Below are 22,923 nucleotides of genomic sequence, written 5' to 3'. Positions count from 1 at the left end.
CGCAATACGTGACCGGGCAGTTCCATTCGGTCATCATGGGGGACATGCGACGACCCGGCACGCGTGCGTGGGCCGCCGTCTCCGCGCTTCTCGCCGTCCTGGTGGTCGTCGGGGTCCGCGAGGCGGCCGTCGCCGCTGGCACCGGGTCCGGCGAGGTGCGCCCGGGTCCGGGGGTCGCTGCGGCGGCCGCACCCGCTCCTGTCTCCGCGGGCCAGCCACCGCTGGCCAGGCTCGAGCACGCCTCCATCGGCGAGGACACGATCAGCGGCCGGCGGGTCCTGACCGTCACGAGCACCCGCCCCGTCAGCGGGCCGCGGCCCGTGGCGCTGATGCTGCACGGTGCCGGGCACGACCGGCGGGTCCCCGTCGAGGAGTCGGCACAACGGTTCACCCAGACGCTGATCGATGCCGGCTGGGTGGTGGCGGCCTCGGATGCGGGCGGGGACGCCTGGGGTTCCTCCGCGTCGCAGGCTGACCACCTGTCCCTCCTCGACCGGCTGCGAGAGGTGTACCCGGTCAGCGGAGTGGTGCTGGTGTCCATGTCGATGGGCGGGGTGGCCGGGTTGAACATGGTGGCCGACGGGTCGGTGCCCGACCTCCTGGGGTGGGTGGGGATCACCGCGGTGACGAACCTGCGTGCGGTGGCCGCGGATCCTCGGTTCACCGACCGGATCGCGGGGGCGCTGAGCGCGGGGGAGATCGCCGCGCGGGATCCGCTCGCCCTGCCGGCCGATCAGCTGGGCGGCGTGCCGCTGGTCGCGGTGGTGTCCCCGTCGGACCCGTGGACCCCGCCGGTGAGCCAGCTGACGCCGTTCGCCGAACACATGGGAGCCGTGAACCCCCCGCGTGTGGTCGAGTGCTCGGACGGGCACCTCGGGGTGGACTGCTACCGAGCCGACGTCGTGATGGAGCTGGTCGCCGGTTGACGGGGTCGGCGCCGGACCCGGGGAGCCGGAGAATCCCTGCCTGACGAGGGTCGCCGTCCCCGACCGGTTACCGTGCTCCCGTGACCACCTGGGAGTACGCCTCGGTCATCACGGCCAACGACGCGGAGTCGCAGCGCGCGGGGGTGAGCGTGAAGCTCCCCGGCGGTCAGCTCGAGCGCCAGCAGGGGGACACCAGCTCGGTGCTCAACCGGTTGGGCAGCGAGGGCTGGGAGCTGGTCAACTACCACTCCAGCGGCGCCGGCACCTGGGGCTTCGAGCAGTTCTGGCTGAAGCGCCCCACCTCGGCCTGACGCCGATCCAGCTCGACAGCGGGCGCGTCCGTCGAACGTCTGTTCGACTGATGGCACACTGGTGCGGTGGACGGGACCCTGCCGCCGGGCTGGCCGGACGCCGTCCGGCCGCCTGGGGCGCCGGACTGGGAGCAGTCCGCCGTCGCCTGGCTGTTCGACCTGGTCCCGCCGGACTACCGCGCCCACGAGGTGCTCCGCCGCTATCCGGTGCTGCTGGCCCGCTTCGCCCGTGACCACGTGGCCGCGGGGCTCGAGGCGGCGCGGGCCGGCTGGCGCACGGTGCGGGTGGAGCTCGGCGACGACCTGCCGGCCGACGCCATGGCCGCCGCGATGACCGCGTACGAGCGGGAGGGCACCCGGCTGGCCGCCGCCGCCCGGGGCGTGGAGGTGGTCGCCGGGGCGCTGCGCGGGGAGCGCTGGGTGCCCCGGTTGTGAGCGGGCAGGGGCGTGAGCACCGCAGCGAGGAACGAGCGAGGAGCGGAGCGCCCCGCGGGAGCGAACCACGGGACCTGTGAGCGGACAGGGGCGTGAGCACCGCGGCGAGGAGCGGAGCGCCCCGCGGGAGCGACCGAGGGCGTTGTGAGCCTGCATCCACCCTCGGTGCTCGAACGGAAGACGTCCGTGAACGCGGCTACAGTTGGTCGGCGGCCGTTGCCGAGCCGTGCACCTGCCGCCGACAGAGAGGACACCACCGCCCCGTGTCGCTCCTGCGATCGCTCCGTACCCCCGCCGACCTCCGTGCGCTGGCTCCCGAGCAGCTCCCCGTGCTGGCCGCCGAGATCCGCGACGCACTCGTCACCAGCGTCGCGCGCACCGGCGGCCACCTCGGCCCCAACCTCGGCGCGGTCGAGCTGACCATCGCCCTGCACCGCGTCTTCGAGTCCCCGCGCGAGCCGATCGTCTTCGACACCGGCCACCAGAGCTACGTGCACAAGATGCTCACCGGCCGGGTGGAGGGTTTCGAGCGGCTGCGCCAGCGCGGCGGGCTCTCCGGTTACCCGAGCCGGACCGAGAGCGAGCACGACTGGGTCGAGAACAGCCACGCCTCCACCTCGCTGTCCTACGCCGACGGGCTGGCCAAGGCGCTCGCCGTCCGCGGGGAGAAGCGGCCGGTCGTCGCCGTCATCGGTGACGGCGCGCTCACCGGCGGGATGGCCTGGGAGGCGCTGAACAACATCGCCGCCGCCCAGGACCGCCCGGTCGTCATCGTCGTCAACGACAACGGGCGCTCCTACTCGCCGACCATCGGCGGCGTCGCCGACGCGCTGGCCACCCTCCGGCTGCGGCCGGGGTACGAGCAGGCGCTGCTCCAGGTGCGCCAGGCGCTGCACCGCGCGCCGGTGCTGGGCTCGGCCCTCTACGACGCCCTGCACGCGATCAAGAAGGGCCTCAAGGACGTCCTCTCGCCGCAGGGCATGTTCGAGGACCTCGGCCTCAAGTACGTCGGCCCGGTCGACGGGCACGACATCGAGGTGATGGAGTCGGCGCTGCGCCGGGCCCGCTCCTTCGGCGGCCCGGTGATCGTGCACGCGGTCACCACGAAGGGCTTCGGCTACCCGCCGGCCGAGACCGACCAGATCGACGCCTGGCACGCCACCGGCGTCTTCGACCCCGACAGCGGGGCCTGCGCCGCCACCGCACGGGACTGGACGGCGGCCTTCTCCGACGAGCTGGTCCGGATCGGCGCCGAGCGGTCCGACGTCGTCGCGACCACCGCCGCGATGCTGCACCCCACCGGCCTGGCGGCCTTCGCCGAGCGCTTCCCCGACCGCACCTTCGACGTCGGCATCGCCGAGCAGCACGCCCTCACCTCGGCCGCGGGCCTGGCGATGGGCGGTCTGCACCCGGTGGTCGCGGTCTACTCGACCTTCCTCAACCGGGCGTTCGACCAGCTGCTCATGGACGTCGCGCTGCACCGCCAGCCGGTGACCGTCGTCCTCGACCGGGCCGGGGTCACCGGCACCGACGGCGCCTCGCACAACGGCATGTGGGACATGTCGATCCTGTCGGTCGTCCCCGGCCTGCGGCTGGCCGCGCCGCGCGACGAGCCGACGTTGCGGGAGGCGCTGCGCGAGGCGGTCGCGGTCATCGACGGCCCCACCGTCGTCCGCTTCCCGAAGGGCGCGCCGCCGGTCGACATCCCGGCGCTGGAACGGCGCGGGCCGGTCGACGTCCTGCGCCGCGGGACGCGGCCGGAGGTGCTGCTGGTCGCCGTCGGCTCGATGGTGCCGCTGTGCCTGGCCGCCGCCGAGCGCGCCGCCGACCACGGCATCGAGGTGACCGTCGCCGACCCGCGCTGGGTGCTGCCGGTCTCCGCCGAGCTGGTCGAGCTGGCCGCCGAGCACCGGCTGGTCGTCACCGTCGAGGACGGCGGCCGCGCCGGCGGCGTCGGGACGACGCTCACCCAGGCGCTGCAGGACCGCGGCTGCGACGTGCCGCTGCGGGCGCTGGGGCTGCCGCAGGAGTTCCTCGAGCACGGCAGCCGGGGTCAGGTGCTGGCCGACGTCGGCCTGACCGAGCAGGACGTCGCCCGCCGGATCGCCGAGTGGACCGCGGTCCTGACCGAGCGGGCGGAGCCCGTCGTCGCCGCCCCGGTGGACGGCGCCCAGCGGTAGTCCCGCCCGGCCCGGCCGACGCGCGACAGAGCGCCGCCCCTCCGCGAGGAGGGACGGCGCTCTCGCCGTCTGTCCGGACTCTCCGCGCGGAAAGTCCGGATCAGCCCCGGACTTACGGCGCGGAAAGTCCGGATCCGGCGTCGGTTTCCGCGGAAACCGACGGGATGTTCGTGGCGGTTTCCGCGGAAACCGACGGGATCAGGCGGGGAGGGAGGCGACGCCGCGCGAGAGGAAGCGCCGGCCGGTGACCGCCTCCGAGACGCCGGTGCGGTCGAGGTGGGCGGAGATGCCGCCCAGCCAGAACGGCCACCCGGCGCCCAGCAGCATGCACAGGTCGATGTCCTGCACGGCCTGCACGACGCCCTCGTCCAGCATCAGCCGGATCTCCTGCGCCAGCGCCTCGACCGCCCGCGCGCGCACCTGCTCCTCGGTCAGCGGCGCGTCGCCGGCGTCGAGGCCCGCGAGCTCGGGGTCGACGACACCGGGCTCGGAGTACACCGACGACTTCCCGAGCTCGACCATCCGCCGCAGCGCCTCGCCGACGGCGAACCGGTCGGGGAAGGCCTCGTGCATCCGCTCGGCGACGTGCAGCGCCACCGGCGGGCCGACCAGCGTCAGCAGCTCGAACGGCGTCATGGGCAGGCCGAGCGGGTCGAGCGCGCGGTCGGCGACGGCCACCGGGGTGCCCTGCTCGACGGCGGCGGTGATCTCGCCGAGGAAGCGCGTGAGCAGCCGGTTGACGACGAACGCGGGGGCGTCGGCGACCAGCACGCAGCTCTTCCCCAGGGCCTTGCCGACGGCGAACGCGGTGGCCAGCGTGGCGTCGTCGGTCTGCTCGGCGCGCACCACCTCCAGCAGCGGCAGGACCGCCACCGGGTTGAAGAAGTGCAGGCCGACGACCCGCTCCGGGTGCTCGAGCTTGGACGCCATCTCGGTCACCGACAGCGCCGAGGTGTTGGTGGCCAGCACGCACGTCTCGGACACCACGGCCTCGACCTCGGCGAACACCTGCTGCTTCACCGAGAGCTCCTCGAAGACGGCCTCGATGACGAGGTCGGCGTCGGCGAAGGCGTCCTTGGACAGCGAGCCGGTCACCAGGCCGGTGAGCCGGTTGAGGGCATCGGGCGAGAGCCGGCCCCGGGCGGCCAGCTTCGCCAGCTCCGCGTGCACGGAGCCGACGCCCTTGTCCACGCGCGCCTGGTCGACGTCGGTGAGGACGACGGGCACCTCCAGCCGCCGCACGAGCAGCAGCGCCAGCTGGGCGGCCATGAGTCCCGCACCGACGACGCCGACCTTGGTGACCTTCCGCGCCAGCGCCTTGTCCGGCGCGCCGGCCGGCCGCCTGGCCCGCTTGTTGACCAGGTCGAAGGCGTACAGCGAGGCCCGCAGCTGGTCGCTCATCAGCAGGTCGGTCAGGGCGTCGTCCTCCGCGGCGGTGCCGGCGGGGAAGGCCTCGCCGTCCACGCCGTGGCGCGCGAGGTCCAGCAGCTGCACCGCGCGCAGTGCGCCCGGCGAGGCGTCGCGGGTGCGGCCGGCCACGATCGCGCGGGCCCGGGCGATGGCGTCGTCCCACGCCGAGCGGTCGACGTCGGGGCGGGACACGGTCACGGCGCCGCTGAGCACCCCGGCGGCCCACTCCAGCGAGCGCTCGAGGAAGTCGGCCGGCTCGAACACCGCGTCGGCGATGCCGAGCCGGGCGGCCTTCGGCGCCGGCGTCATCGCGTTCTGCGCCAGGGCGTTCTCGACGACGACCGTGACCGCCGGGTCGATGCCGATCAGGTTCGGCAGCAGCTGCGTGCCGCCCCAGCCGGGCACCAGGCCGAGGAAGACCTCGGGGAAGGCGACCGCCGCGGTGGTGGCGATCGTCCGGTACCGGCAGTGCAGCGCCAGCTCCAGCCCGCCGCCCAGCGCGACGCCGTTGACGAAGGCGAACGTGGGGATCGGCGAGTCCTTGAGCCGGCGGAACACCCGGTGGCCGGTCGCGGCGATCGCCCGGGCGGCCGCGGCGTCGCTCACCGAGGGCACGCCCGAGAGGTCGGCGCCGACGGCGAAGACGAACGGCTTGCCGGTGACGGCGATCGCCGCCGGCGCGGGGGAGTGCGCCGCGATCTCGTCGAGCGCGGCATCCAGCGACGCGAGCCCGCCCGGGCCGAAGGTGGACGGGCGGGTGTGGTCCTGCCCGTTGTCCAGGGTGACGAGGGCCAGCTCGCCGGCCAGGCCGGGCAGGGCCAGGAACCGGACCAACGCCCGAGTCACGACCTCGTTCTCGAAGACGGCGGTCACTTCTCGACACCCTCCCAGTTCGGGTTCTCCCAGATCACGGTGCCGCCCATGCCCAGTCCGATGCACATGGCGGTCAGGCCGTAGCGGACGTCGGGCCGCTCGGCGAACTGGCGGGACAGCTGGGTCATCAGCCGCACGCCGGAAGAGGCCAGCGGGTGGCCGACGGCGATCGCGCCGCCCCACGGGTTGACCCGCTCGTCGTCGTCGGCGATGCCGAAGTGGTCGAGGAACGCCAGCACCTGGACGGCGAAGGCCTCGTTGAGCTCGAACAGGCCGATGTCCCCGATCGAGAGGCCGGTGCGGGCCAGCGCCTTCTCCGTCGACGGCACCGGGCCCACGCCCATGACCTCGGGCTCGACGCCGGCGAACCCGTAGCCGACCAGCCGCATGCCGATGGTCAGGCCGAGCTCCCGGGCGACGTCCTCGGCGGCGAGCAGGCAGCCGGTGGCGCCGTCGTTGAGGCCCGCGGCGTTGCCGGCGGTGACGTGGCCGTGCGGGCGGAACGGCGTCTTCAGGGTGCCGAGGCCATCGAGCGTGGTGGTCGGCCGCGGCGGCTCGTCCACGGTCGCCAGGCCCCACCCGTGCTCGGCCGAGCGGGTGGCCACGGGGACCAGCTCGGGGCCGATCTGCCCGTTGGCGACCGCCTTGGCGTACCGCTGCTGGCTGGCCAACGCGAAGGCGTCGGCGCGCTCCCGGGTCAGGTGCGGGAAGCGGTCGTGCAGGTTCTCCGCGGTCGAGCCCATGACCAGCGCCGAGCCGTCGACCAGCTTCTCGCTGAAGAACCGCGGATTGGGGTCGGCACCCTCGCCCATCGGGTGGCGGCCCATGTGCTCGACCCCGCCCGCGATGGCGACGTCGTAGGCGCCGAAGGCGATGCCGGACGCGGTCGTGGTCACCGCGGTCATCGCACCCGCGCACATGCGGTCGATGGCGTAGCCCGGCACGGTCGTCGGGAGCCCGGCCAGCAGCGCCGCGGTGCGGCCGATGGTCAGCCCCTGGTCGCCGATCTGGGTGGTGGCGGCGATGGCCACCTCGTCGATCCGGTCGGCCGGCAGCGACGGGTTGCGCCGCAGCAGCTCGCGGATGCAGCGCACGACGAGGTCGTCGGCGCGCGTCTCGGCGTAGATGCCCGTCGGCCCGGCCTTGCCGAAGGGGGTGCGCACGCCGTCGACGAAGACGACCTCACGCAACGACCGTGGCCGCCGCTCTTCAGATGACACAGGACCTCCGCGAGAGTTCGGAGCCGGCCCGGTGGGGCGCGGCGCCCGCCAAGTTACCCGCCGGTAACGAGAGGTCCAAGCCGACGCGTGCTCCGACCGGGTGATGTCGCGCCGTTCACCTGCCGAAGGCGGCCGTCCGCCCGAGCAGCGGAACCCGGCCGAGGCTGACCCCGCCGGCCGTGACGGCCTCGACGGTGGCCGTGCCTCGGGGGAAGGGCGCGACCACGACGCCGTCGACGGCGGGGTGCTCGGCGAGGAAGGAGCCGCGGGCGCTGTGCGCGCGGACGGTCGTCACCGTCGGCGGAGCGACCACGACCAGGGTGCTCCGCGCCGTGGGGGCACCGACCTCCACGACCGCGCACGACGCCGCGAGGACGCGCCGGTCCAGCGGCACGCCCGCCGGCTCGATGGCGAGGGCGCAGGGGTTGGCCGCCTCGACCCGCTCGGTGGTGGGCAGCCCCCACTCCACCGCCACGACCACCGCTCCGCTCGGCACGGTCACGGTGACGACCACGCCCACCCCGGCGGCGCGTCCGGGGCCTGGTACGGCGCCCACCCAGGGGAGCGCGACGTCGACCTCCGCGGGCGGCAGCCCGATGCGGGTCAGGACCTCGGCCACGACGTCGGCCGCCAGGCGCGTCCCCGCCGACGACGGCGCCCCGCGCCAGGCGTCCGGGGGCGCCGCGATCGCGGTCGGGCCCGCCGCGAGGTCCGGATCGGCGCGGACCAGCAGCGCGCCGTCGCGGAGCACCCGGTACGAGACGGCCGAGGTCGAGGGCACGTCGTTGGGCGGCAGGGCCACGACGGCCACGCCGTCGGTGGTCGGCACCGTCCGGAACGTGCGCGCCGCGCTGCCGTCCTCGGCGATGTCGGGGTGCTCCGAGACCTGCACGACGTCGCCCGGCGCGGCGACGACGACGAGCGCGCCGGCGCGGGGATCGACCACGGCCACCGGCCGGTCGGCTCGGACGCGGTGCGGGACGGTGCGCAGGGTCATCTGCTCCGGCGGCGCGCCCGGTGGTCCGGCGAACCAGGCCGCGGCCAGGTCCGGCCGGCCGCCGTTCCCGGAGGGCGGGGGCACCCCCGGTACCAGCGTGTACGTCCCGACCACGAGCGCCCACCGCCCGCCGGGGACGTCGCCGGCGAAGACCACCCGGCGCGACCCCAGCGGGGCGTCGGGGATGCCGGGCCCGACGGTCGACTCGCGCACCGTCCACGGCAACCGGCGGACGCCGGCGAGGACGGCGGCGTCCCCGGCCAGGGAGCCGCGCGGCGGCAGGAGCACGACCTCCGCGGGCGGGGGGACGGGCGGCGCCGAGAGCGGCAGTGCCGGCCCCTGGCGGGGGAGGAGCAGAGCCGCGGCCAGGGCCGCCCCGACGACGGCGACGAGGACCCGGCCCACGGCGGGCCGGCTCGCGCCGCCGCGCAGCTCACCGGAGGTGCCCATCCCGCCGCCCCTCGCCCGGGCCGGCGCCGGCGGGCTGCCGCGTCGGCCGTCAGGAGGAGCGTGGCACGGCCGGCGGACGCGCGGCGCGGCTCAGGCGCGGGCGACCGCGTCGGTCAGGAGGTCCCGGGTGAGCTCCACCTGCCACTCGCGGGCCCCGCCGGCGCGCAGCGCCGCGGCGACCGAGGCGCTGTCCCGCGACTCGGGCGGCGCCCAGGTCAGCCGGCGCACCAGGTCCGGGGAGAGCAGGTTCTCCACCGGCACGCTGTGCTTCGCCGACAGCTCCGCGAGCCCGGCCCGGGCCACCTGCAGCCGGGTGGCGGCGGCGGGGTCCCGGTCGGCCCAGCGGCTCACCGGCGGCGGGCCGTCGCCCGGCTTGCTGTGCAGCGGCAGCTCCGACTCCGGCAGCTCGCGGCCGCGGGTCAGCGCGCCGAACCAGGTGCCCACCAGCTTGCGGTTGGCGCGGCCGCGGAACACCGGCAGGTCCAGCAGGGCCGCCTCCGTGCGCGGGTCGGCCTGCACCGCGGAGACCATCGCCGCATCGGGCAGCACCCGGCCGGGGGCGACGTCGCGGCGGCGGGCGAGGTCGTCACGGGCCTGCCACAGCGAGCGGAGCATGCCGAGCTGACGGCGGTTGCGCAGGCCGTGCACGCCGGAGGTGCGCCGCCACGGGTCCTGCTTGGGGGCCGGCGGCCCGGCGGTGAGGATCGCCTCGAACTCCTGCCGCGCCCACTCGGTCTTGCCCTGCTCCTCGAGGACGGCGGCCAGCGCGTCGCGCAGGTCGACCAGCACCTCGACGTCCAGGGCGGCGTAGACCAGCCACTCCTCGGGCAGCGGGCGGGTGCTCCAGTCGGCGGCGGAGTGCCCCTTCTGCAGCGAGTAGCCGAGCAGCGACTCGACGACGGCGCCCAGCCCGACCCGCGGCAGCCCGGCCAGCCGCGCGGCCAGCTCGGTGTCGAAGATGCGCGTGGGCACCAGGCCGATCTCGGCCAGGCAGGGCAGGTCCTGGTTGGCGGCGTGCAGCACCCACTCGGCGTCGGCGATCGCCTCCTGGACCACCGAGAGATCGGGGAGCGGGATCGGGTCCAGCAGCCCCGTTCCCGACCCGTTGCGGCGCAGCTGCACCAGGTAGGCGCGCTGGCCGTACCGGTAGCCGGAGGCGCGTTCGGCGTCCACCGCGACCGGTCCGGTGCCGGACCGCAGGGCGGCGGCGTACTCGACCAGGGCGGTGGAGGTCTCGATGACCGGGGGCAGGCCGTCGCGGGGGGCGAGCAGCGGCACCGCCGGAGGGGCGGCCGGCTCGTCGTCCGGCGTCGGGAGGGGGTCGGTGCTCAGGGCAGGTCCACCTTCTCGCCCGTCTCGTCAGCAGTACGACGCCGGCAGCGCACAGCCTCGCGGCACGGGACCGCGGAAGGCCGGGGAGAGGGCGCCGGCGCGGGGGTGTCGCGACCCCCGGGACATCGATGTTAGAGAGTCCCGCCACCCGACGGGCCGGAGGGACCCAGCAGCCGGACGCCGGGGGGCGGCAGACCGGCCGCGGTGCCCAGCACCTCCAGCCACGCGTTCAGGTGCCTGTCGAGGTGGCTGTCCTCCGCCGTCCACGACGCGCGGATCTCCACGTCGACCGAGTGCTCGGGCCCGGCCAGCTCGCCGAACCGCGTCGAGGCGGTGCGGGTGACCGTGCCGCCGACCGCGTGGTGGGTTGCGCCGGCCTCGTCGAGCGCGTCGGTGAGCCAGCTCCACGCGACCTCCGAGAACATCGCGTCGTCCACCATGTGCTCGTCGGTGGTCGCCGAGAGGTACCCGACGCAACGCGTGGTCCCCGCCCAGGCCTCGTGGCCGGCCGGGTCGTGCAGGACGATGAACCGCCCGCTGGCGACCTCGACCTCCTCGTCGCCCTCCGGCTCGGTGACCAGCGCGCCGACCGCGTACGCGAACGGCGCGAGCCGCTGCGGGGCGGGGATGGACTCGAGGACGATCTCGGGGCGCGTCGTCACGCTCGCCAGCGCCGCCAGCCCAGCACGGAACTCCTCCGGGGGTTCGTCCCCGGTCCGGTCGCCGGTGCCGTGCCCGGCTCCGGCCAGGCTGGAAGGCTCCACGTTCGCAGGGTAGGTCGCGACGCCGCCCCGCGCGGCCGACGCGCCGCACCGTTCTGGGAGGATCGACGGTCGTGACCGCCGTTCCCGAACCCGTGCCGACCCCGGGTCCATCCCCTGCCGACTCGGACCTCGTCCGGGCCACCCGGGGCCTGCCGGTGAGCCGGACGCCCGTGTGGTTCATGCGCCAGGCCGGCCGCTCGCTGCCGGAGTACCGGGCGCTGCGGGCCGGCACCCGGATGCTGGAGGCCTGCCAGGACCCCGACCTGGTCACCGAGATCACCCTGCAGCCGGTGCGCCGGCACGGGGTGGACGCCGCGATCCTCTTCTCCGACATCGTGCTGCCGCTGGTCGTCGCCGGCGTGGACATCGAGATCAAGCCCGGCGTCGGCCCGGTCGTGGCCGACCCCGTGCGCACGGTCGCCGACGTCGACGCGCTGCCCGACCTCGAGCCGGAGCGGCTGGACTTCCTGCAGACGGCGGTGCGCCGGCTGGTCGCCGAGCTCGGCCCCATCCCGCTCATCGGGTTCGCGGGCGCGCCGTTCACCCTCGCCACCTACCTGATCGAGGGCGGGCCCTCCAAGGAGCACGCCCGCACCAAGGCCTTCATGCACGCCGAGCCCGCGGCCTGGACCCGGCTGCTGGACCGGCTGGCCGTCTCGGCGGCGACCTTCCTGCGGGCGCAGGTCGACGCCGGCGCCTCGGCGGTGCAGCTGTTCGACTCCTGGGCGGGCGTGCTGTCGGCGGCCGACTACGCGCAGCGGGTGCTGCCGCACTCCCGCGCGGTGTTCGACGGGCTCGGCGACCGCGACGTCCCGCGCATCCACTTCGGCGTCGGCACCGGTGAGCTGCTCGCGCTGATCGGGGACGCCGGCGCCGACGTCGTGGGCGTCGACTGGCGGGTGCCGCTGGACGAGGCGGCCCGCCGGGTGGGCCCGCAGCGGTCCCTGCAGGGCAACCTCGACCCCGCCGTCCTCCTGGCCGACCGGGACACCGTCGACCGGGAGGTCCGCCGGGTGGTCGAGCAGGGCCGGGCCGCCCGCGGGCACGTGTTCAACCTGGGCCACGGCGTCCTGCCGGACACCGACCCGGGCGTGCTGACCCACGTCGTCGAGCTGGTCCACGAGCTGACCACCGTTCCGTGACCCGTCTGGTCGTCGTCGGCGCCGGGATCACCGGGCTGGCGGCCGCCTTCGAGTGGCGGCGCCGGCGGCCGGACGACGAGATCGTGGTCCTGGAGGCGGGCGACCGGATCGGCGGGAAGCTGGACCGGGTCCGGCTGGCCGGGCACTGGTACGACACCGGGCCCGAGGCCGTGCTGGCGCGGGTGCCCGAGGCGGTGCAGCTGGTCGAGCGGCTGGGGCTGGCCGACCGGCTGGTCCGGCCGGCGACGACCCAGGCCGCCGTCGTCCTGCCCGACGGCCGGCACCGGCTGCCTGCCGGCACCGTGCTCGGGGTGCCCGCCTCCGCGGACGGCCTCGACGGCATCCTGACGCCGGACGGCGTGGCGCGGGTCGCCGCCGAGGCCGATCTGCCGCCGCTGACGCCGGCGGGTGACGTCGCCGTCGGCGCGCTGCTGCGGGAGCGGCTCGGCGACGAGGTGGTCGACCGGCTGGTCGAGCCGCTGCTCGGTGGCGTCTACGCCGGGCGGGCCGACGAGCTCTCGCTGGTCGCCACGATGCCCGCGCTGGCCGCCCACCTGCCGCGGGCCCGTTCGGTGCTGGGCGCGGCGGCCGCCGCGCGGGACGCCGGGGAGCGCAGCCGCTTCGACGCCGACGCGCCGGTGTTTGTGACCCTCGACGACGGCATCGGGTCGCTGCCCGCCGTCCTGGTGGCGGCGGCACGCGCCGACGTCCGGCTGCGGACCCCCGCGCACGCGCTGACCCGCACCGCGGGCGGCTTCGAGCTGTCCATCGGCCCGGTCGCCGCCCCCGAGCGCCTGACCGCCGACGCCGTGCTCGTGACCGCGCCGGCGGCCAAGGCCGCGCGGCTGCTGCAGTCGGTCGCGCCCGGCGCGGTCGAGCCCCTGCAGGGCATCCCGTACGCGTCGATGGCCGTGGTCGCCATGGCCTTCCCCGCCCAGCACGTCGAGGCCGGATCCGGCCTGCTGGTGCCGCCGGTGACCGGCCGGCTGGTCAAGGGCGTGACCGTCTCGTCGGCCAAGTGGCCGCACCTGGCGGGGGAGTCCCTGCTGGTGCGCTCGTCGGTCGGCCGGTTCCGCGACGAGTCGGAGCTGCAGCGCACCGACGACGACCTCACCGCCGCCGTGGTCGCCGACGTGGCGGACCTGCTGGGCCTCGCCCGCCCGGAGCCGGTGGCGACGCGGCTGGTGCGCTGGGGCGGCGGGCTGCCGCAGTACCTGGTCGGCCACCAGGACCGGGTGGACGCCGTCCGGGCCGCGGTGAGCGCGGTGCCGGGGCTGGCCATCGCGGGGGCGGCGTTCCGCGGGGTCGGCGTCCCGGCGTGCATCCGGGACGCGCTGCACGCCGTCGACGCGCTGACCGGCTGAGCCGCCCGGCTCAGGGACCGCGCCGCTGCCGGACCGGGCGCAGGTCGTCGTCCTCCTCGTAGACCACGTCGACGTCGTGGCCGAGCGCGTCCAGCTCGTCCTGGACGGCGAAGGCGACGTCCAGCCCCTCCCGCCGCCACGCCGCCCACTCGGCCTCGTCGGCCGCCCGCTGGTCCCGGGGTGGCGTGCCCCAGTCCCACCGTTCGGCGAGCTCCTCGAACCGCCGGACCCAGTCGTCGAGCCGGGCGGTGAGGCCGGGCGACAGGCCGAGGTCGTCGGGGTCGACGTCCCCGTACCGCTCGTGGTCCCGATCCCACAGGCCCGTCCCCTGGTGCTCGGCCATCACCCAGACGACGGGCGGCAGCGGCTCCGGCTCCTCGGGCACGCCGCCCAGTGTGCTGGAGGGTGCGCCGCGCCACTCCGTTCCCGGGCATCCGACGAGCCCGTCCGCTGTTGAGTTCGGGGTGACGTCCCCGCACCACCCCGACCAGATCCGCCCCCGTCCCGTCGTCTGCCTGCGCCACCACGTGTGGATGGCCGCCTGCGACGACTGCCGCGCCGCCCGCGTCAGCGCTCCACAGCGGGCCGCCGGCCGGTGACCGTCGCCGTGGCGAGTTCCGTGCGGTTGGCCAGGCCCAGCTTGGCCAGGATGTTCCGCACGTGGCTCTCCACGGTGCGCTCGGAGAGCACCAGCCGCTCGGCGATCTGCCGGTTGGTCAGCGCCGCGGTGACCAGCTCGGCGACCTCCCGCTCCCGCACGGTCAGCGGGTCGGCCGCCCGGGCCGCCCGCGTCGCGCGCTCCGCCAGCGCCGCGGCCCGCCGCTCCGGGCCCGGCATCCCCAGCCGGCGGGCGTCGGCGCAGGCCGAGCGCGCCAGCTCGCCGGCCCGCGCCAGGTCCGCGGGCCGGCCCCGCGCCAGCAGCGCCGCGGCCAGCTCGACCCGGTCGTGCACCACGGCCGGGCGCGCCCCCGTCCGGGAGTCGAGGGCCAGCGCCTCCTCGAAGTGGCCGATCGCCTCCTCGCCGCGCCCCCGGACGACGTCGAGCCGGCCCAGCTCGACCGCCAGCGACCCGCAGCAGTAGACGCCTGCGCCGCCCGCGACCACGGGGTGCGCCGCGATCCGGTCGTGCAGCTCCCCGGCGACGTCCGCGTCGCCGAACGCGACGACCAGCCGCGTCAGGTTGCTCGCGACGCCCTCCGCGGAGACGAAGCCCGGCTCGCGCACGTGCGGGCGCAGCCGCTCGTACTGCGGCGCCGCCGCCTCCCGGCCGTCGCGGTGCAGCGCGATCAGCACCCGGGTGACCAGCACGACCGGCACGTCGTCGGCCCGCGCCAGCCGGCTCGGCCCGTCCCCGTGCCAGGGCGACGTGCTCCCGGTGACCAGGGCGTGCTCCAGGAGGAAGGCATCCGACAGGCCGGCCGTCGAGGCGTCCTGGGCCAGCTCCCGGCTGCCGACCTCGCGGGCCTCCTCGTTGAGGACCAGCGCGTCGGCGAACCGGCCGTACAGGGCCTCGACCGAGGCCCGCAGCCGCAGGTCGTGCCAGCGGACCAGGGGCAGCCGGGTGCGCTGCGCCAGCGCCGTGACCCGGGCCAGCTCGTCGTGCACGGTCGGCAGGTCCCCCGTCCCGAGCGCGGCGTCGATCCGCCACTTGGCGCCCCACAGCTCGGCGAGCGGCTGGCCGGTCGCGGCGGCGTGCTCGATCGCGAGCAGGCCCAGCCGCAGGCGTTCGCCCGGGGCGAGGGCGCCCGGGCCGGCCTTCACCCGGGCCCGGACCGCGTCGAGGACCGCCTCGGGGTCGCCCGTCGCCTCGGCCAGCGCGAGGGCCTCCTCCGCGTGCGCGGCCGCGGTCCCCAGCCGCCCGGCGTCGGCCAGCACGGACGCCGTCTGGGCCAGCAGCCGGGCGCGGACGGCGGGGTCGACGAGGGCCGGGGAGGCGAGGGCCCGCTCGCACAGCCGGACCACCGCGGGCGCGGAGCCGGGGGCCGCCACGTCGTGCACGGTGAGGGCGGCGGCGGCCAGCAGGTCGGGCCGCCCGCAGGCCGCGGCCGCGTCGGAGGCGGCGGTCGCGTGCTGCAGGCTCTCCCCGAACCGGCCGGCCCGGTACTCGGCGGTGGCCAGCTCGAGCAGCAGTCCGGCGCGCTCGCCGGCGTCCGGTCCGGCGCGGTTGGCGGCCGCCAGCGCCGTCCCGAGGAACCGGGCGGCCTCGTCGAAGGCCAGCGACCGGGTCGCGGCGGCCGCCGCCCGGCGCGCCCACGACGACGCGCGGCGCAGCGTCCCCGGTTCCGAGGCGGCCCGCAGCCAGTGCCCGGCCACCACGCCGGCGCCGGTGTCGTCGTCCCCGCCGAGCCGCTCCAGCGCCTCGGCCGCGCGCCGGTGCAACTCCTCCCGGGTGCTCGGCGCCAGGTCGGCGTACACGGCGTCCCGGACGACGGCGTGCGCGAACCGCCGCCGGCCCGGTGCGTCCGGGACCGCGGTGAGCACGCCGGCCCGCACCGCGGCGTCCAGGCCGGCGGCCACCTCGCCGGGCGGCCGGGCGGTCACCGCGGCCAGCCGGGCGGCGTCGACCTCCTCGCCGAGGACGGCCGCCGTGTCGACCAGGTCCAGCACGGCCGGGGGCAGGCCGGTCAGCGTCGTCCGGACCAGGCGCCGCAGCTCGGTGCCGGGGTCGGCGCCGTCGGCGGTCCCGGGACCGGCCCGGGCCACCGCCCGCAGGTAGAGCGGGTTGCCGCCGCTGCGCCGGTGCGCGGCCCGGACCGTCTCGAGGCCGGCTCCCGGCAGCAGGGCCCGGACGTCGTCCTCCGTCAGCGGGGGCAGCGGCACCGGCCGGGTCCCCGGGCAGCGCAGCAGCTCCGGCAGCGCGCGGTCCAGCGGGCTCCCGTCCGGCGCGCCGGACGGCTCCCGGTAGGTGGCCACCACCAGCAGGTGCGAGCGGTGCAGCTCGGCGGCCAGGTGGCGCAGCAGCCGCAGCGACGTCTCGTCGGCCCAGTGCAGGTCCTCGAGGACGACGACCAGCCCGTGCGGCCCGGCCGCCTCCACCAGCGCCTCGGTGGCCGCCGCGACCAGCGCGAAGCGGGCGGCCTCGGGGTCGGCCGGCCGGTCGCCGCCGGTCAGCGCCCCGTCGACGGCGGCGCGGACGGCGGGGAGGGACCGCATGGCGCGCCGCCACGGCCACAGCGGCGGCGCCCCGGGGTCGTCCACGCAGCGCCCCCACGCGACGGCCGGCGCCCGCGCCGCGGCCACCTCGACGGTGCGCGTCTTGCCGATGCCCGCGGGGCCGGAGACGAGCAGCAGCCCGCCCGCGCCGGCGGCGGCCGCGGCGACGCCCGCCGTCAGCTCGGTGAGCTCGGCGTCGCGTCCGACGAAGCCGTCGGCGGCCGGGGGCGCCGTCCGCACGGCGCGGAGTATCCACGCCGGTGCGCGCCCTGCGTACCGCCTCTCCGTACCGCGGTCCCGTGTTCCCACGGATGTCCCCGCCGCGCCGCCCCCGGATCGTGCTCCGTGCCGGGACCGGAGCCGCCGGTCCCCGAGCGGCAGGAGGATCCCGTGTTCGCCACCGTCCACACCACCCCACACACCGCCGACGCCGTCCGTGCCGTGCTGCCCGGCGACGCCGAGCCCGCCGGGGTGCTCGTCGTCGAGCTCCCCGGCGACACCGCCGTCGTCGCGCTGTGGCCCGACGGGGCGGCGGCGCCCGCCGGCGCCCGCACCTACCGCGTGATCGACCGGATCGACGGCCCGGCCGCGGGCCGGACCCCGCTGTTCGCGGAGGTGACCTGGCTCGACGTCCGCGGGGACCCGGCCGTGGCGCGCGCCGCCGAGCGTGGCGGGCGGGAGCGCATCGGCCCGGCGATCCGGGACGTCGACGGGCTGGTCGGCGTGCTCGTGCTCCGGTCCGACGACGACCGCATCGTCGTCGTCGGCACGGCCACCGGGCGCGAGACGCACGACGAGGTGCACGCCCGCTTGGCGCGCACCGAGCTGCTGCCCGGTGAGGACCCGGCCCTGCTGCCGGAGCCCGAGCGCACCGAGATCGGCCGCGTGCTGGTGGCGCGGGTGCCGGCGGAGGCGCGGTCGTGACGGCGCAGCTGGGCTCCCGCACCCCGGTCGCCGGGACCTGGACGGTCAGCGACAGCCGCACGCGGGTGACCTTCGCCGCCCGCGGTCTGGGTGGGCGGCTGGTGCACGGGTCGGTGTCCTGCTCCTCGGGCGAGGTGCGGCTCGACGAGGGGGGCCGTCCGGTGCGGGTCCGGGGCGAGGTCGACCTGGAGAGCCTGGCCACCGGCATCGCCCGCCGGGACGCGGACCTGCGCACGCCGCGGTTCCTCGACGTCGCGCGGCACCCGACGATGACGTGGTCCGCCGACCGGTTCCGCCCGTCCCCGGACGGCGCGTGGATCGCCGAGGGCGTGCTCTCGGTGCGGGGCACCACCGCGCCGCTGACCCTGGTCGGCCGCCCCGAGCCGGTCGAGGGCGGGTGGCTCCGGGTCCGCGCGGCCGGCACCCTCGACCGGACGACGGTCGGCATCCGGGTGCCCGCGCTGCTCGTGGGCCGCACGGTCCGCGTGGCGGTCGACGCCTGGCTGCGGGCGCCCTCCCCGTGACGTCCCGCGCCGGGGACCGGGCCGCGGAGGCGGTCCCCGGCGCTGGGACACTGGGGCCATGAGCGAGGACCAGCGCAGCATCGGCAAGCGGGCCAACGACCTGAACGCGACCATCCGCTACACGATGTGGTCGGTGTTCCGGCTGGCCCGCCCCCTGGGCGACGAGCAGCGGGCCGCGGCCGCCGACGAGGTGCAGGGCCTGCTCGACGAGCTGGCCGGCAAGGACGTCGTCGTCCGCGGGGTCTACGACGTCGCCGGGCTGCGGGCCGACGCCGACCTCATGGTCTGGTGGCACGCCTCGACGCCGGAGGCGCTGCAGGAGGCCTACACCCGGCTGCGCCGCACCTCGCTCGGCCGGCACCTGGAGCCGGTCTGGTCGCAGATGGCGCTGCACCGCCCCGCGGAGTTCAACCGCAGCCACATCCCGGCGTTCCTCGCCGACGAGGAGCCGCGCCGCTACGTCTGCGTCTACCCGTTCGTGCGGTCCTACGAGTGGTACCTGCTGCCGGACGAGGAGCGCCGGGCGATGCTCGCCGAGCACGGCCAGATGGCCCGCGGCTTCCCCGACGTCCGGGCCAACACCGTCGCCTCGTTCGCCCTCGGCGACTACGAGTGGATGCTGGCCTTCGAGGCCGACGAGCTGCACCGCATCGTCGACCTCATGCGCGAGCTGCGGGCCTCGACGGCGCGCCGCCACGTGCGCGAGGAGTTGCCGTTCTACACCGGCGTCCGCAAGCCGGTCGCCGAGCTCGTCGCCGACCTGCCGTGAGAACGGACCCCGTCCTGCCCACCCCTCGCAGGCTCGGGGCGGGGCCCGGGACGGGGCCGTCCGGTGGTCAGGCGTCCAGCGGCTGGAGCCGGATGCTCACGCTGTTGATGCAGTAGCGGTCGCCGGTCGGCGTCTGGGGGGCGTCCTCGAAGACGTGGCCCAGGTGGCTGTGGCAGGTGCCGCACAGCACCTCGGTGCGGACCATCCCGTGGCTGCGGTCCGCGCGGAGGACCACGTTGTCGGCGGACGACGGCTGGTAGAACGACGGCCAGCCGCAGTGCGAGTCGAACTTCGTCTCCGAGCGGAACAGCTCCGCCCCGCACGCCCGGCAGGTGTAGACGCCCTGCGTCTTGGTGTCGACGTACTCACCGGTCCAGGGCCGCTCCGTGCCGGCCTGGCGGAGGACGGCGAACTCCTCCGGCGACAGCTGCTCCCGCCACTCCTCGTCGCTCTTGGTGACCTTCGGCTGGTTCTCCGCGGACGTCGTCATGCGCTCCACGGTACGACTCCGAACCGGCCGGTCAGCGGCCCAACCCGGCCTCCCGCGCCCGCACGATCGCCTGTGCCCGGTCGGTGACCTGCAGCTTGGTCAGCACGTTCGACACGTTGTTCCGCACCGTCTTCGGCGACAGGTAGAGCGTGGCGGCGATCTGCGCGTTCGAGCGGCCCGCGGCGACCAGGTCGAGCACCTCCCGCTCGCGCGCGGTCAGCTGCGGGAACGCGGTCTCCGGCCCGGTCGGCCCGGCGGCGAAGAACTCGGCGATCCGGCGGGCCAGCGCGGCGCCGAACACCGCGCCCCCGCCGGCCACCGTGGTGATCGCCCGGACCACCTCCTCCTGGTCGGCGCCCTTGAGCAGGTAGCCGCGGGCGCCGGCGCGGACGGCGGCGAACACCGTGCCGTCGTCCTCGCTCATGGTCAGCACGACGACCCCGACCGACGGCGACTCGGCGGTGATCCGCCGGGTGGCCTCGATCCCGTCGAGCACCGGCATCTGCACGTCCATGACCACGACGTCGGGCTGCTCCTCGCGGGCCAGCTCCACCGCGGCGGCCCCGTCGGCGGCCGTGCCGACGACGGTCAGCCCCGGCACCGAGCCGAGCAGCAGGGCCAGCCCGTCCCGGTAGACCGGGTGGTCGTCCACCACCGCGATCCGCAGCGGTTCCTCAGGCTCGGACACCGGACCCTCCTCCGTCGGCGGGCAGGACCGCCCGCACCACCGTGCCACCCTCCGGCGGGCAGCTGACCGCGCTGCGGCCGCCCAGCTCCGCGGCCCGCTCGCGCAGCGACACCAGCCCCACACCGGCGGGCGCGGCCGGGTCGATGCCGACGCCGTCGTCGGCCACGTCGACCACCAGCGCACCGTCCGCGTCGCAGGACAGCGACACCCGCACCCGGCTCGCCGAGGCGTGCCTGGCGACGTTGGCCAGCGCCTCCGAGGCGATCCGGTACGCGGCCACCTCGACCGCGGCCGGCAGCTCGGCCAGGTCGCCGGCGTCCACCGTGACCTCGACCCGCGGCGCCAGCAGCCGCTCGGCCTGCTGGCGCACCGCACCGGCCAGGCCGAGGTCGTCGAGGGCCGGCGGGCGCAGGTCGTGCACCAGCCGGCGGACGTCGGCCAGTGCTGCGGAGACGTCGTCGCGGGCCTGCCGGAGCAGGCGGTCGGCGTCCTCGGGGCGGGCCGCGGCGAGGTTGCGCGCGGTGTCGATGCGGAGCACGACGGCGCCCAGCGAGGGGCCCAGCCCGTCGTGCAGGTCCCGCCGCAGCCGCCGGCGCTCCTCCTCGCGGGCGGCGACCAGCTGCTCGCGGCTGTGCTGGAGCTCGGCGGCCAGGGAGCTGGCGCGGGCGGCCGCGGCGGCCTGCCGGACGACGTCGGCGAGCAGGCCCTCGTCGCGGGTGACCAGGTGGGCGCGGACGCCGTTGCGCGGGAGCAGCAGCCGGCCGACCTCCTCGCCGCGGTAGGCGATCGGCAGCGACTGCACCGCGACCGGTCGCGGGCCGTGCTCGGCGAGCAGCTGCCGGCCGCCGGGCTGGTCGACCTCCACGCCGACGTAGGGCGAGCGGAAGGCCTCCGCGATGCCGGCGGCGACCGCCATGAGCTGCTCGTCGGGGCCGTCGGAGCGCTCCAGCCGCTCGGCGAGGCCGGACACCACGCGGTAGGGGTCCTCCCGCTCGCCGAGCACCCACCGGCGGACCAGCCGCCAGGCCTGCGCCCGTAGCGGCACGTACAGCCCGGTGACCACCAGGAGGGCCAGCAGGGTGGCGTCGCGGTCACCCAGCCGGTCACCGAGCAGCGCCCCGGCCGCGGCGATCACCGCGAGGTCGAGGAGGACCACGGCGACCGCGAGCCCGCCGTAGACCAGCGTGCCGCCGAGCAGCCGGTCGATGTCGACCGCCTGCGGGCGCAGGACGCCGACGGCGACGGCCGCTCCGGTGAGGGTCACCGCCAGGGAGAGCGTGAACGAGCTGATGTCGCCGGGGGCCAGCAGCGTGCCGACCATGACCAGCGCGTCGGTGACGGCGGCCCACAGCAGCCAGCGCATCCGCCGGCGGTCCTCGCCGGTGTCGCGCCGGTACCGGCTGACGACGACGGCGACCGGCACGAGCACCCCGAGGACGGCGGCCGGGAAGGCGAACCGCAGCAGCGGCAGGACCACCGCCTCGGGCAGCGGCAGGCTGGTCGGGTCCAGGTCCAGGGAGCGGTAGATCTCCCGCGTCTGCGAACCCGCCCGCGCGTCGGCGATCTCCGAGGGCACGATCATCAGCAGCGTCGGCAGCAGCGCCGTGGACGCCAGGCTCAGCAGCGCCGCCGGACGCCACCGCCCGGCCGGCAGCCGCCCGTCGGGGTAGAGCAGGAGCAGCAGGGGCAGCCCGAGCAGCAGCCAGGCGCCGAACCGCTGGACCAGCCAGAAGGCCAGGGACCCGCCCGGCAGCGGCGGGTCGTACTGCAGCGCGAAGGTCAGGTACGACTGCGCGAGGCCGTCGACCGCCCACAGCACCGCGGTGCCGCCCACCACCCAGGAGACCGCGTTGCGCGGGGCCCGGTGCAGGAGCAGGGCGGCGGGGATCGCCAGCGTCGCCCCCGGCAGCCCGAACACCCAGCCGGGCGTGGCGCCCGCGGCCTCCCGGGCGGCGGCCGGCGTCACCACGTCGAGGACGGCGGCGCCGAGGGCGGCGGCGACGGTGACGACGACCGACGCCCAGGCCACGAACCGGACCCATCCGGGCACGTCGCCCGCCCGAGGCAGCACCGGGAACGGCGCGGGAGGGGCCTCCGGCGCCGTCGGAACCCGCCCGGCCACCGGGACACCTGCCTGCACGCGCAGGATCTTCGCCTGCCGCCGTCCCGGTCGTCACGAGGCAGGTGTCCCGTGTCGCCCGGGACGGGATCGAGGACGGGATCGAGGGCGGTCCGCCCTGGGCGCCCGGGACGCCGCCCCGAGACGGTTCTCCCAGGCGGTGCACCGGGCACCGCGACCACGACCAGGGAGACGAGATGTCCCTCAGCACCACCCCCGCTCCGGCCCGCACCGACGCCGCGCCGGCGGGCCCCAGCACCACGCCCGCCCGCCCGCCCGCGACCACGCGGTCGGTCCGCCGCGCCGGCGTGGCCGTGGCCGTCGGCTCGTCGGCCTGGGCGGCCGGCATCCTGGCCTTCGGCCTCAACCCCGCTCCGGGCTGGGAGGGCACGGCCTACAACGTGTCCTCGCTGCTGTTCCAGCTCGGCCTGGTCGCCCTCGTCAGCGCGCAGCTGCGCACCGGGGCGACCGGCACCGGCCGGCTGGCCCGCTTCTTCCTGCACGCGGAGCACGTGCTCCTCGGCCTGGCCATCGTCTCCACGTTGACGTGGATCATCGCCCCCCAGTCCGGCGAGGAGGCCTGGTTCCTGGCGCTGGACGCCTTCTGGCCGCTGTCGATGATCGGCATGTTCGCCATCGGCATCCGCATCGCGATCGCCGGCCGGTGGACCGGTGCCGCGCGCTGGTGGCCCCTGGGCGCCGAGAGCTGGGCGCCGGTCAACATCCCGATCGCCCAGGCGCTGCCGGCCCTCTCGCCGTACGCCGCCGCCGGCCACCTGCTGGTCGGGTACGCCGCGCTCGGCGTCCTGCTGGCCCTGCGGCCGGAGCTGACCGGGGCCCGCGACTGAACGA

At 76.7% G+C, this 22,923-nt stretch carries 20 protein-coding genes; 10 read left to right on the top strand and 10 right to left on the bottom strand.

The genetic code is table 11. The features are described 5' to 3' along the window. Positions 1 to 44 precede the first annotated feature (44 nt). The 4 genes from MY526_RS06800 to dxs all read left to right on the top strand — a co-directional run bounded on the left by MY526_RS06800 (position 45) and on the right by dxs (position 3,852). Entirely contained in the window at positions 45 to 926 is an 882-nt protein-coding gene (locus MY526_RS06800) for an alpha/beta hydrolase family protein (protein WP_436703544.1), read from the top strand. Between the two features lie 80 nt (positions 927 to 1,006). Then, on the top strand, positions 1,007 to 1,237 hold the full coding sequence (locus MY526_RS06795) for a DUF4177 domain-containing protein (protein ID WP_436692246.1): 231 nt from the start codon (positions 1,007 to 1,009) through the stop codon (positions 1,235 to 1,237). Between the two features lie 66 nt (positions 1,238 to 1,303). Beyond that, positions 1,304 to 1,672, top strand: coding sequence for a hypothetical protein (locus tag MY526_RS06790; RefSeq protein ID WP_436692245.1), 369 nt, complete (start codon positions 1,304 to 1,306; stop codon positions 1,670 to 1,672). Between the two features lie 263 nt (positions 1,673 to 1,935). Continuing rightward, positions 1,936 to 3,852 carry a 1-deoxy-D-xylulose-5-phosphate synthase gene (dxs, locus tag MY526_RS06785; RefSeq protein WP_436703542.1) on the top strand — a complete coding sequence of 639 codons (1,917 nt, stop codon included), beginning with the start codon at positions 1,936 to 1,938 and terminating at the stop codon, positions 3,850 to 3,852. 198 nt (positions 3,853 to 4,050) lie between these two features. On the opposite strand, the gene MY526_RS06780 is transcribed toward dxs, so the two are convergent. The 5 genes from MY526_RS06780 to MY526_RS06760 form a co-directional block, all read right to left on the bottom strand. After that, complete coding sequence (locus tag MY526_RS06780; protein ID WP_436703541.1) at positions 4,051 to 6,135, bottom strand: 3-hydroxyacyl-CoA dehydrogenase NAD-binding domain-containing protein; 2,085 nt, start codon at positions 6,133 to 6,135, stop codon at positions 4,051 to 4,053. Next, positions 6,132 to 7,355 carry a thiolase family protein gene (locus MY526_RS06775; RefSeq protein ID WP_436703539.1) on the bottom strand — a complete coding sequence of 408 codons (1,224 nt, stop codon included), beginning with the start codon at positions 7,353 to 7,355 and terminating at the stop codon, positions 6,132 to 6,134. The genes MY526_RS06780 and MY526_RS06775 overlap by 4 nt, the downstream gene beginning before the upstream one ends. Before the next feature lie 115 nt (positions 7,356 to 7,470). Continuing rightward, on the bottom strand, positions 7,471 to 8,802 hold the full coding sequence (locus MY526_RS06770; protein ID WP_436692241.1) for a hypothetical protein: 1,332 nt from the start codon (positions 8,800 to 8,802) through the stop codon (positions 7,471 to 7,473). A gap of 90 nt (positions 8,803 to 8,892) precedes the next feature. Further along, the gene (locus MY526_RS06765; RefSeq protein ID WP_436692240.1) at positions 8,893 to 10,080 is read right to left on the bottom strand and encodes an HRDC domain-containing protein; all 1,188 of its coding nucleotides are present in this window, start codon (positions 10,078 to 10,080) and stop codon (positions 8,893 to 8,895) included. A gap of 185 nt (positions 10,081 to 10,265) precedes the next feature. Beyond that, positions 10,266 to 10,898, bottom strand: coding sequence for a DUF3000 domain-containing protein (locus MY526_RS06760; protein ID WP_436692239.1), 633 nt, complete (start codon positions 10,896 to 10,898; stop codon positions 10,266 to 10,268). A 71-nt stretch (positions 10,899 to 10,969) separates the two neighbouring features. Here MY526_RS06760 and hemE point away from each other — a divergent pair, with 71 nt between their 5' ends. Both hemE and hemG read left to right on the top strand, forming a co-directional pair. Continuing rightward, positions 10,970 to 12,040, top strand: a complete 1,071-nt coding sequence (hemE, locus tag MY526_RS06755; RefSeq protein ID WP_436703538.1) for a uroporphyrinogen decarboxylase — start codon at positions 10,970 to 10,972, stop codon at positions 12,038 to 12,040. Beyond that, entirely contained in the window at positions 12,037 to 13,404 is a 1,368-nt protein-coding gene (gene hemG / locus MY526_RS06750) for a protoporphyrinogen oxidase (RefSeq protein ID WP_436692237.1), read from the top strand. Before hemE ends, hemG begins: the two co-directional genes overlap by 4 nt. A 10-nt stretch (positions 13,405 to 13,414) precedes the next feature. Here the strand turns inward: hemG and MY526_RS06745 are convergent, their stop codons facing one another. Both MY526_RS06745 and MY526_RS06740 read right to left on the bottom strand, forming a co-directional pair. Continuing rightward, entirely contained in the window at positions 13,415 to 13,789 is a 375-nt protein-coding gene (locus MY526_RS06745; protein ID WP_436692236.1) for a hypothetical protein, read from the bottom strand. A 182-nt stretch (positions 13,790 to 13,971) separates the two neighbouring features. Then, positions 13,972 to 16,797, bottom strand: coding sequence for an ATP-binding protein (locus tag MY526_RS06740; protein ID WP_436703537.1), 2,826 nt, complete (start codon positions 16,795 to 16,797; stop codon positions 13,972 to 13,974). Positions 16,798 to 16,947: 150 nt separating this feature from the next. Here MY526_RS06740 and MY526_RS06735 point away from each other — a divergent pair, with 150 nt between their 5' ends. From MY526_RS06735 to hemQ, 3 genes are read left to right on the top strand one after another with little or no spacing between them, the layout of a single operon-like run. Then, positions 16,948 to 17,481: a hypothetical protein gene (locus tag MY526_RS06735; protein ID WP_436703535.1), complete on the top strand. Its 534-nt coding sequence runs from the start codon at positions 16,948 to 16,950 to the stop codon at positions 17,479 to 17,481. Continuing rightward, positions 17,478 to 18,005, top strand: a complete 528-nt coding sequence (locus tag MY526_RS06730; RefSeq protein ID WP_436694736.1) for a YceI family protein — start codon at positions 17,478 to 17,480, stop codon at positions 18,003 to 18,005. The genes MY526_RS06735 and MY526_RS06730 overlap by 4 nt, the downstream gene beginning before the upstream one ends. A gap of 58 nt (positions 18,006 to 18,063) precedes the next feature. After that, complete coding sequence (hemQ, locus tag MY526_RS06725; RefSeq protein ID WP_436694735.1) at positions 18,064 to 18,774, top strand: hydrogen peroxide-dependent heme synthase; 711 nt, start codon at positions 18,064 to 18,066, stop codon at positions 18,772 to 18,774. Positions 18,775 to 18,841: 67 nt separating this feature from the next. On the opposite strand, the gene msrB is transcribed toward hemQ, so the two are convergent. Genes msrB through MY526_RS06710 form a run of 3 tightly spaced genes read right to left on the bottom strand, consistent with a single transcriptional unit; the run spans position 18,842 to position 22,002 of the window. After that, positions 18,842 to 19,264, bottom strand: a complete 423-nt coding sequence (gene msrB, locus MY526_RS06720) for a peptide-methionine (R)-S-oxide reductase MsrB (RefSeq protein ID WP_436694734.1) — start codon at positions 19,262 to 19,264, stop codon at positions 18,842 to 18,844. Between the two features lie 31 nt (positions 19,265 to 19,295). Beyond that, the gene (locus tag MY526_RS06715; RefSeq protein WP_436694733.1) at positions 19,296 to 19,952 is read right to left on the bottom strand and encodes a response regulator; all 657 of its coding nucleotides are present in this window, start codon (positions 19,950 to 19,952) and stop codon (positions 19,296 to 19,298) included. After that, the gene (locus MY526_RS06710; protein ID WP_436703533.1) at positions 19,939 to 22,002 is read right to left on the bottom strand and encodes a histidine kinase; all 2,064 of its coding nucleotides are present in this window, start codon (positions 22,000 to 22,002) and stop codon (positions 19,939 to 19,941) included. Before MY526_RS06710 ends, MY526_RS06715 begins: the two co-directional genes overlap by 14 nt. 266 nt (positions 22,003 to 22,268) lie before the next feature. On the opposite strand from MY526_RS06710, the gene MY526_RS06705 reads away from it, so the two are divergent. Then, a complete protein-coding gene (locus MY526_RS06705) occupies positions 22,269 to 22,919 on the top strand; it encodes a hypothetical protein (RefSeq protein WP_436694731.1) in 651 nt (216 codons plus the stop codon). Positions 22,920 to 22,923: the final 4 nt, after the last annotated feature.

This window comes from Geodermatophilus sp. CPCC 205761 (assembly GCF_051383655.1).
Lineage (GTDB): Bacteria > Actinomycetota > Actinomycetes > Mycobacteriales > Geodermatophilaceae > Geodermatophilus.
This window is presented reverse-complemented; position numbering and strand designations above follow the sequence as displayed.

Bases quoted from the DNA above. Each gene is read 5' to 3' on its own strand.
- MY526_RS06705 (WP_436694731.1), top strand. From the start codon at position 22,269: ATGTCCCTCAGCACCACCCCCGCTCCGGCCCGCACCGACGCCGCGCCG.
- hemQ (WP_436694735.1), top strand. From the start codon at position 18,064: ATGAGCGAGGACCAGCGCAGCATCGGCAAGCGGGCCAACGACCTGAAC.
- MY526_RS06770 (WP_436692241.1), bottom strand. From the start codon at position 8,802: ATGGGCACCTCCGGTGAGCTGCGCGGCGGCGCGAGCCGGCCCGCCGTG.
- MY526_RS06800 (WP_436703544.1), top strand. From the start codon at position 45: ATGCGACGACCCGGCACGCGTGCGTGGGCCGCCGTCTCCGCGCTTCTC.
- msrB (WP_436694734.1), bottom strand. From the start codon at position 19,264: ATGACGACGTCCGCGGAGAACCAGCCGAAGGTCACCAAGAGCGACGAG.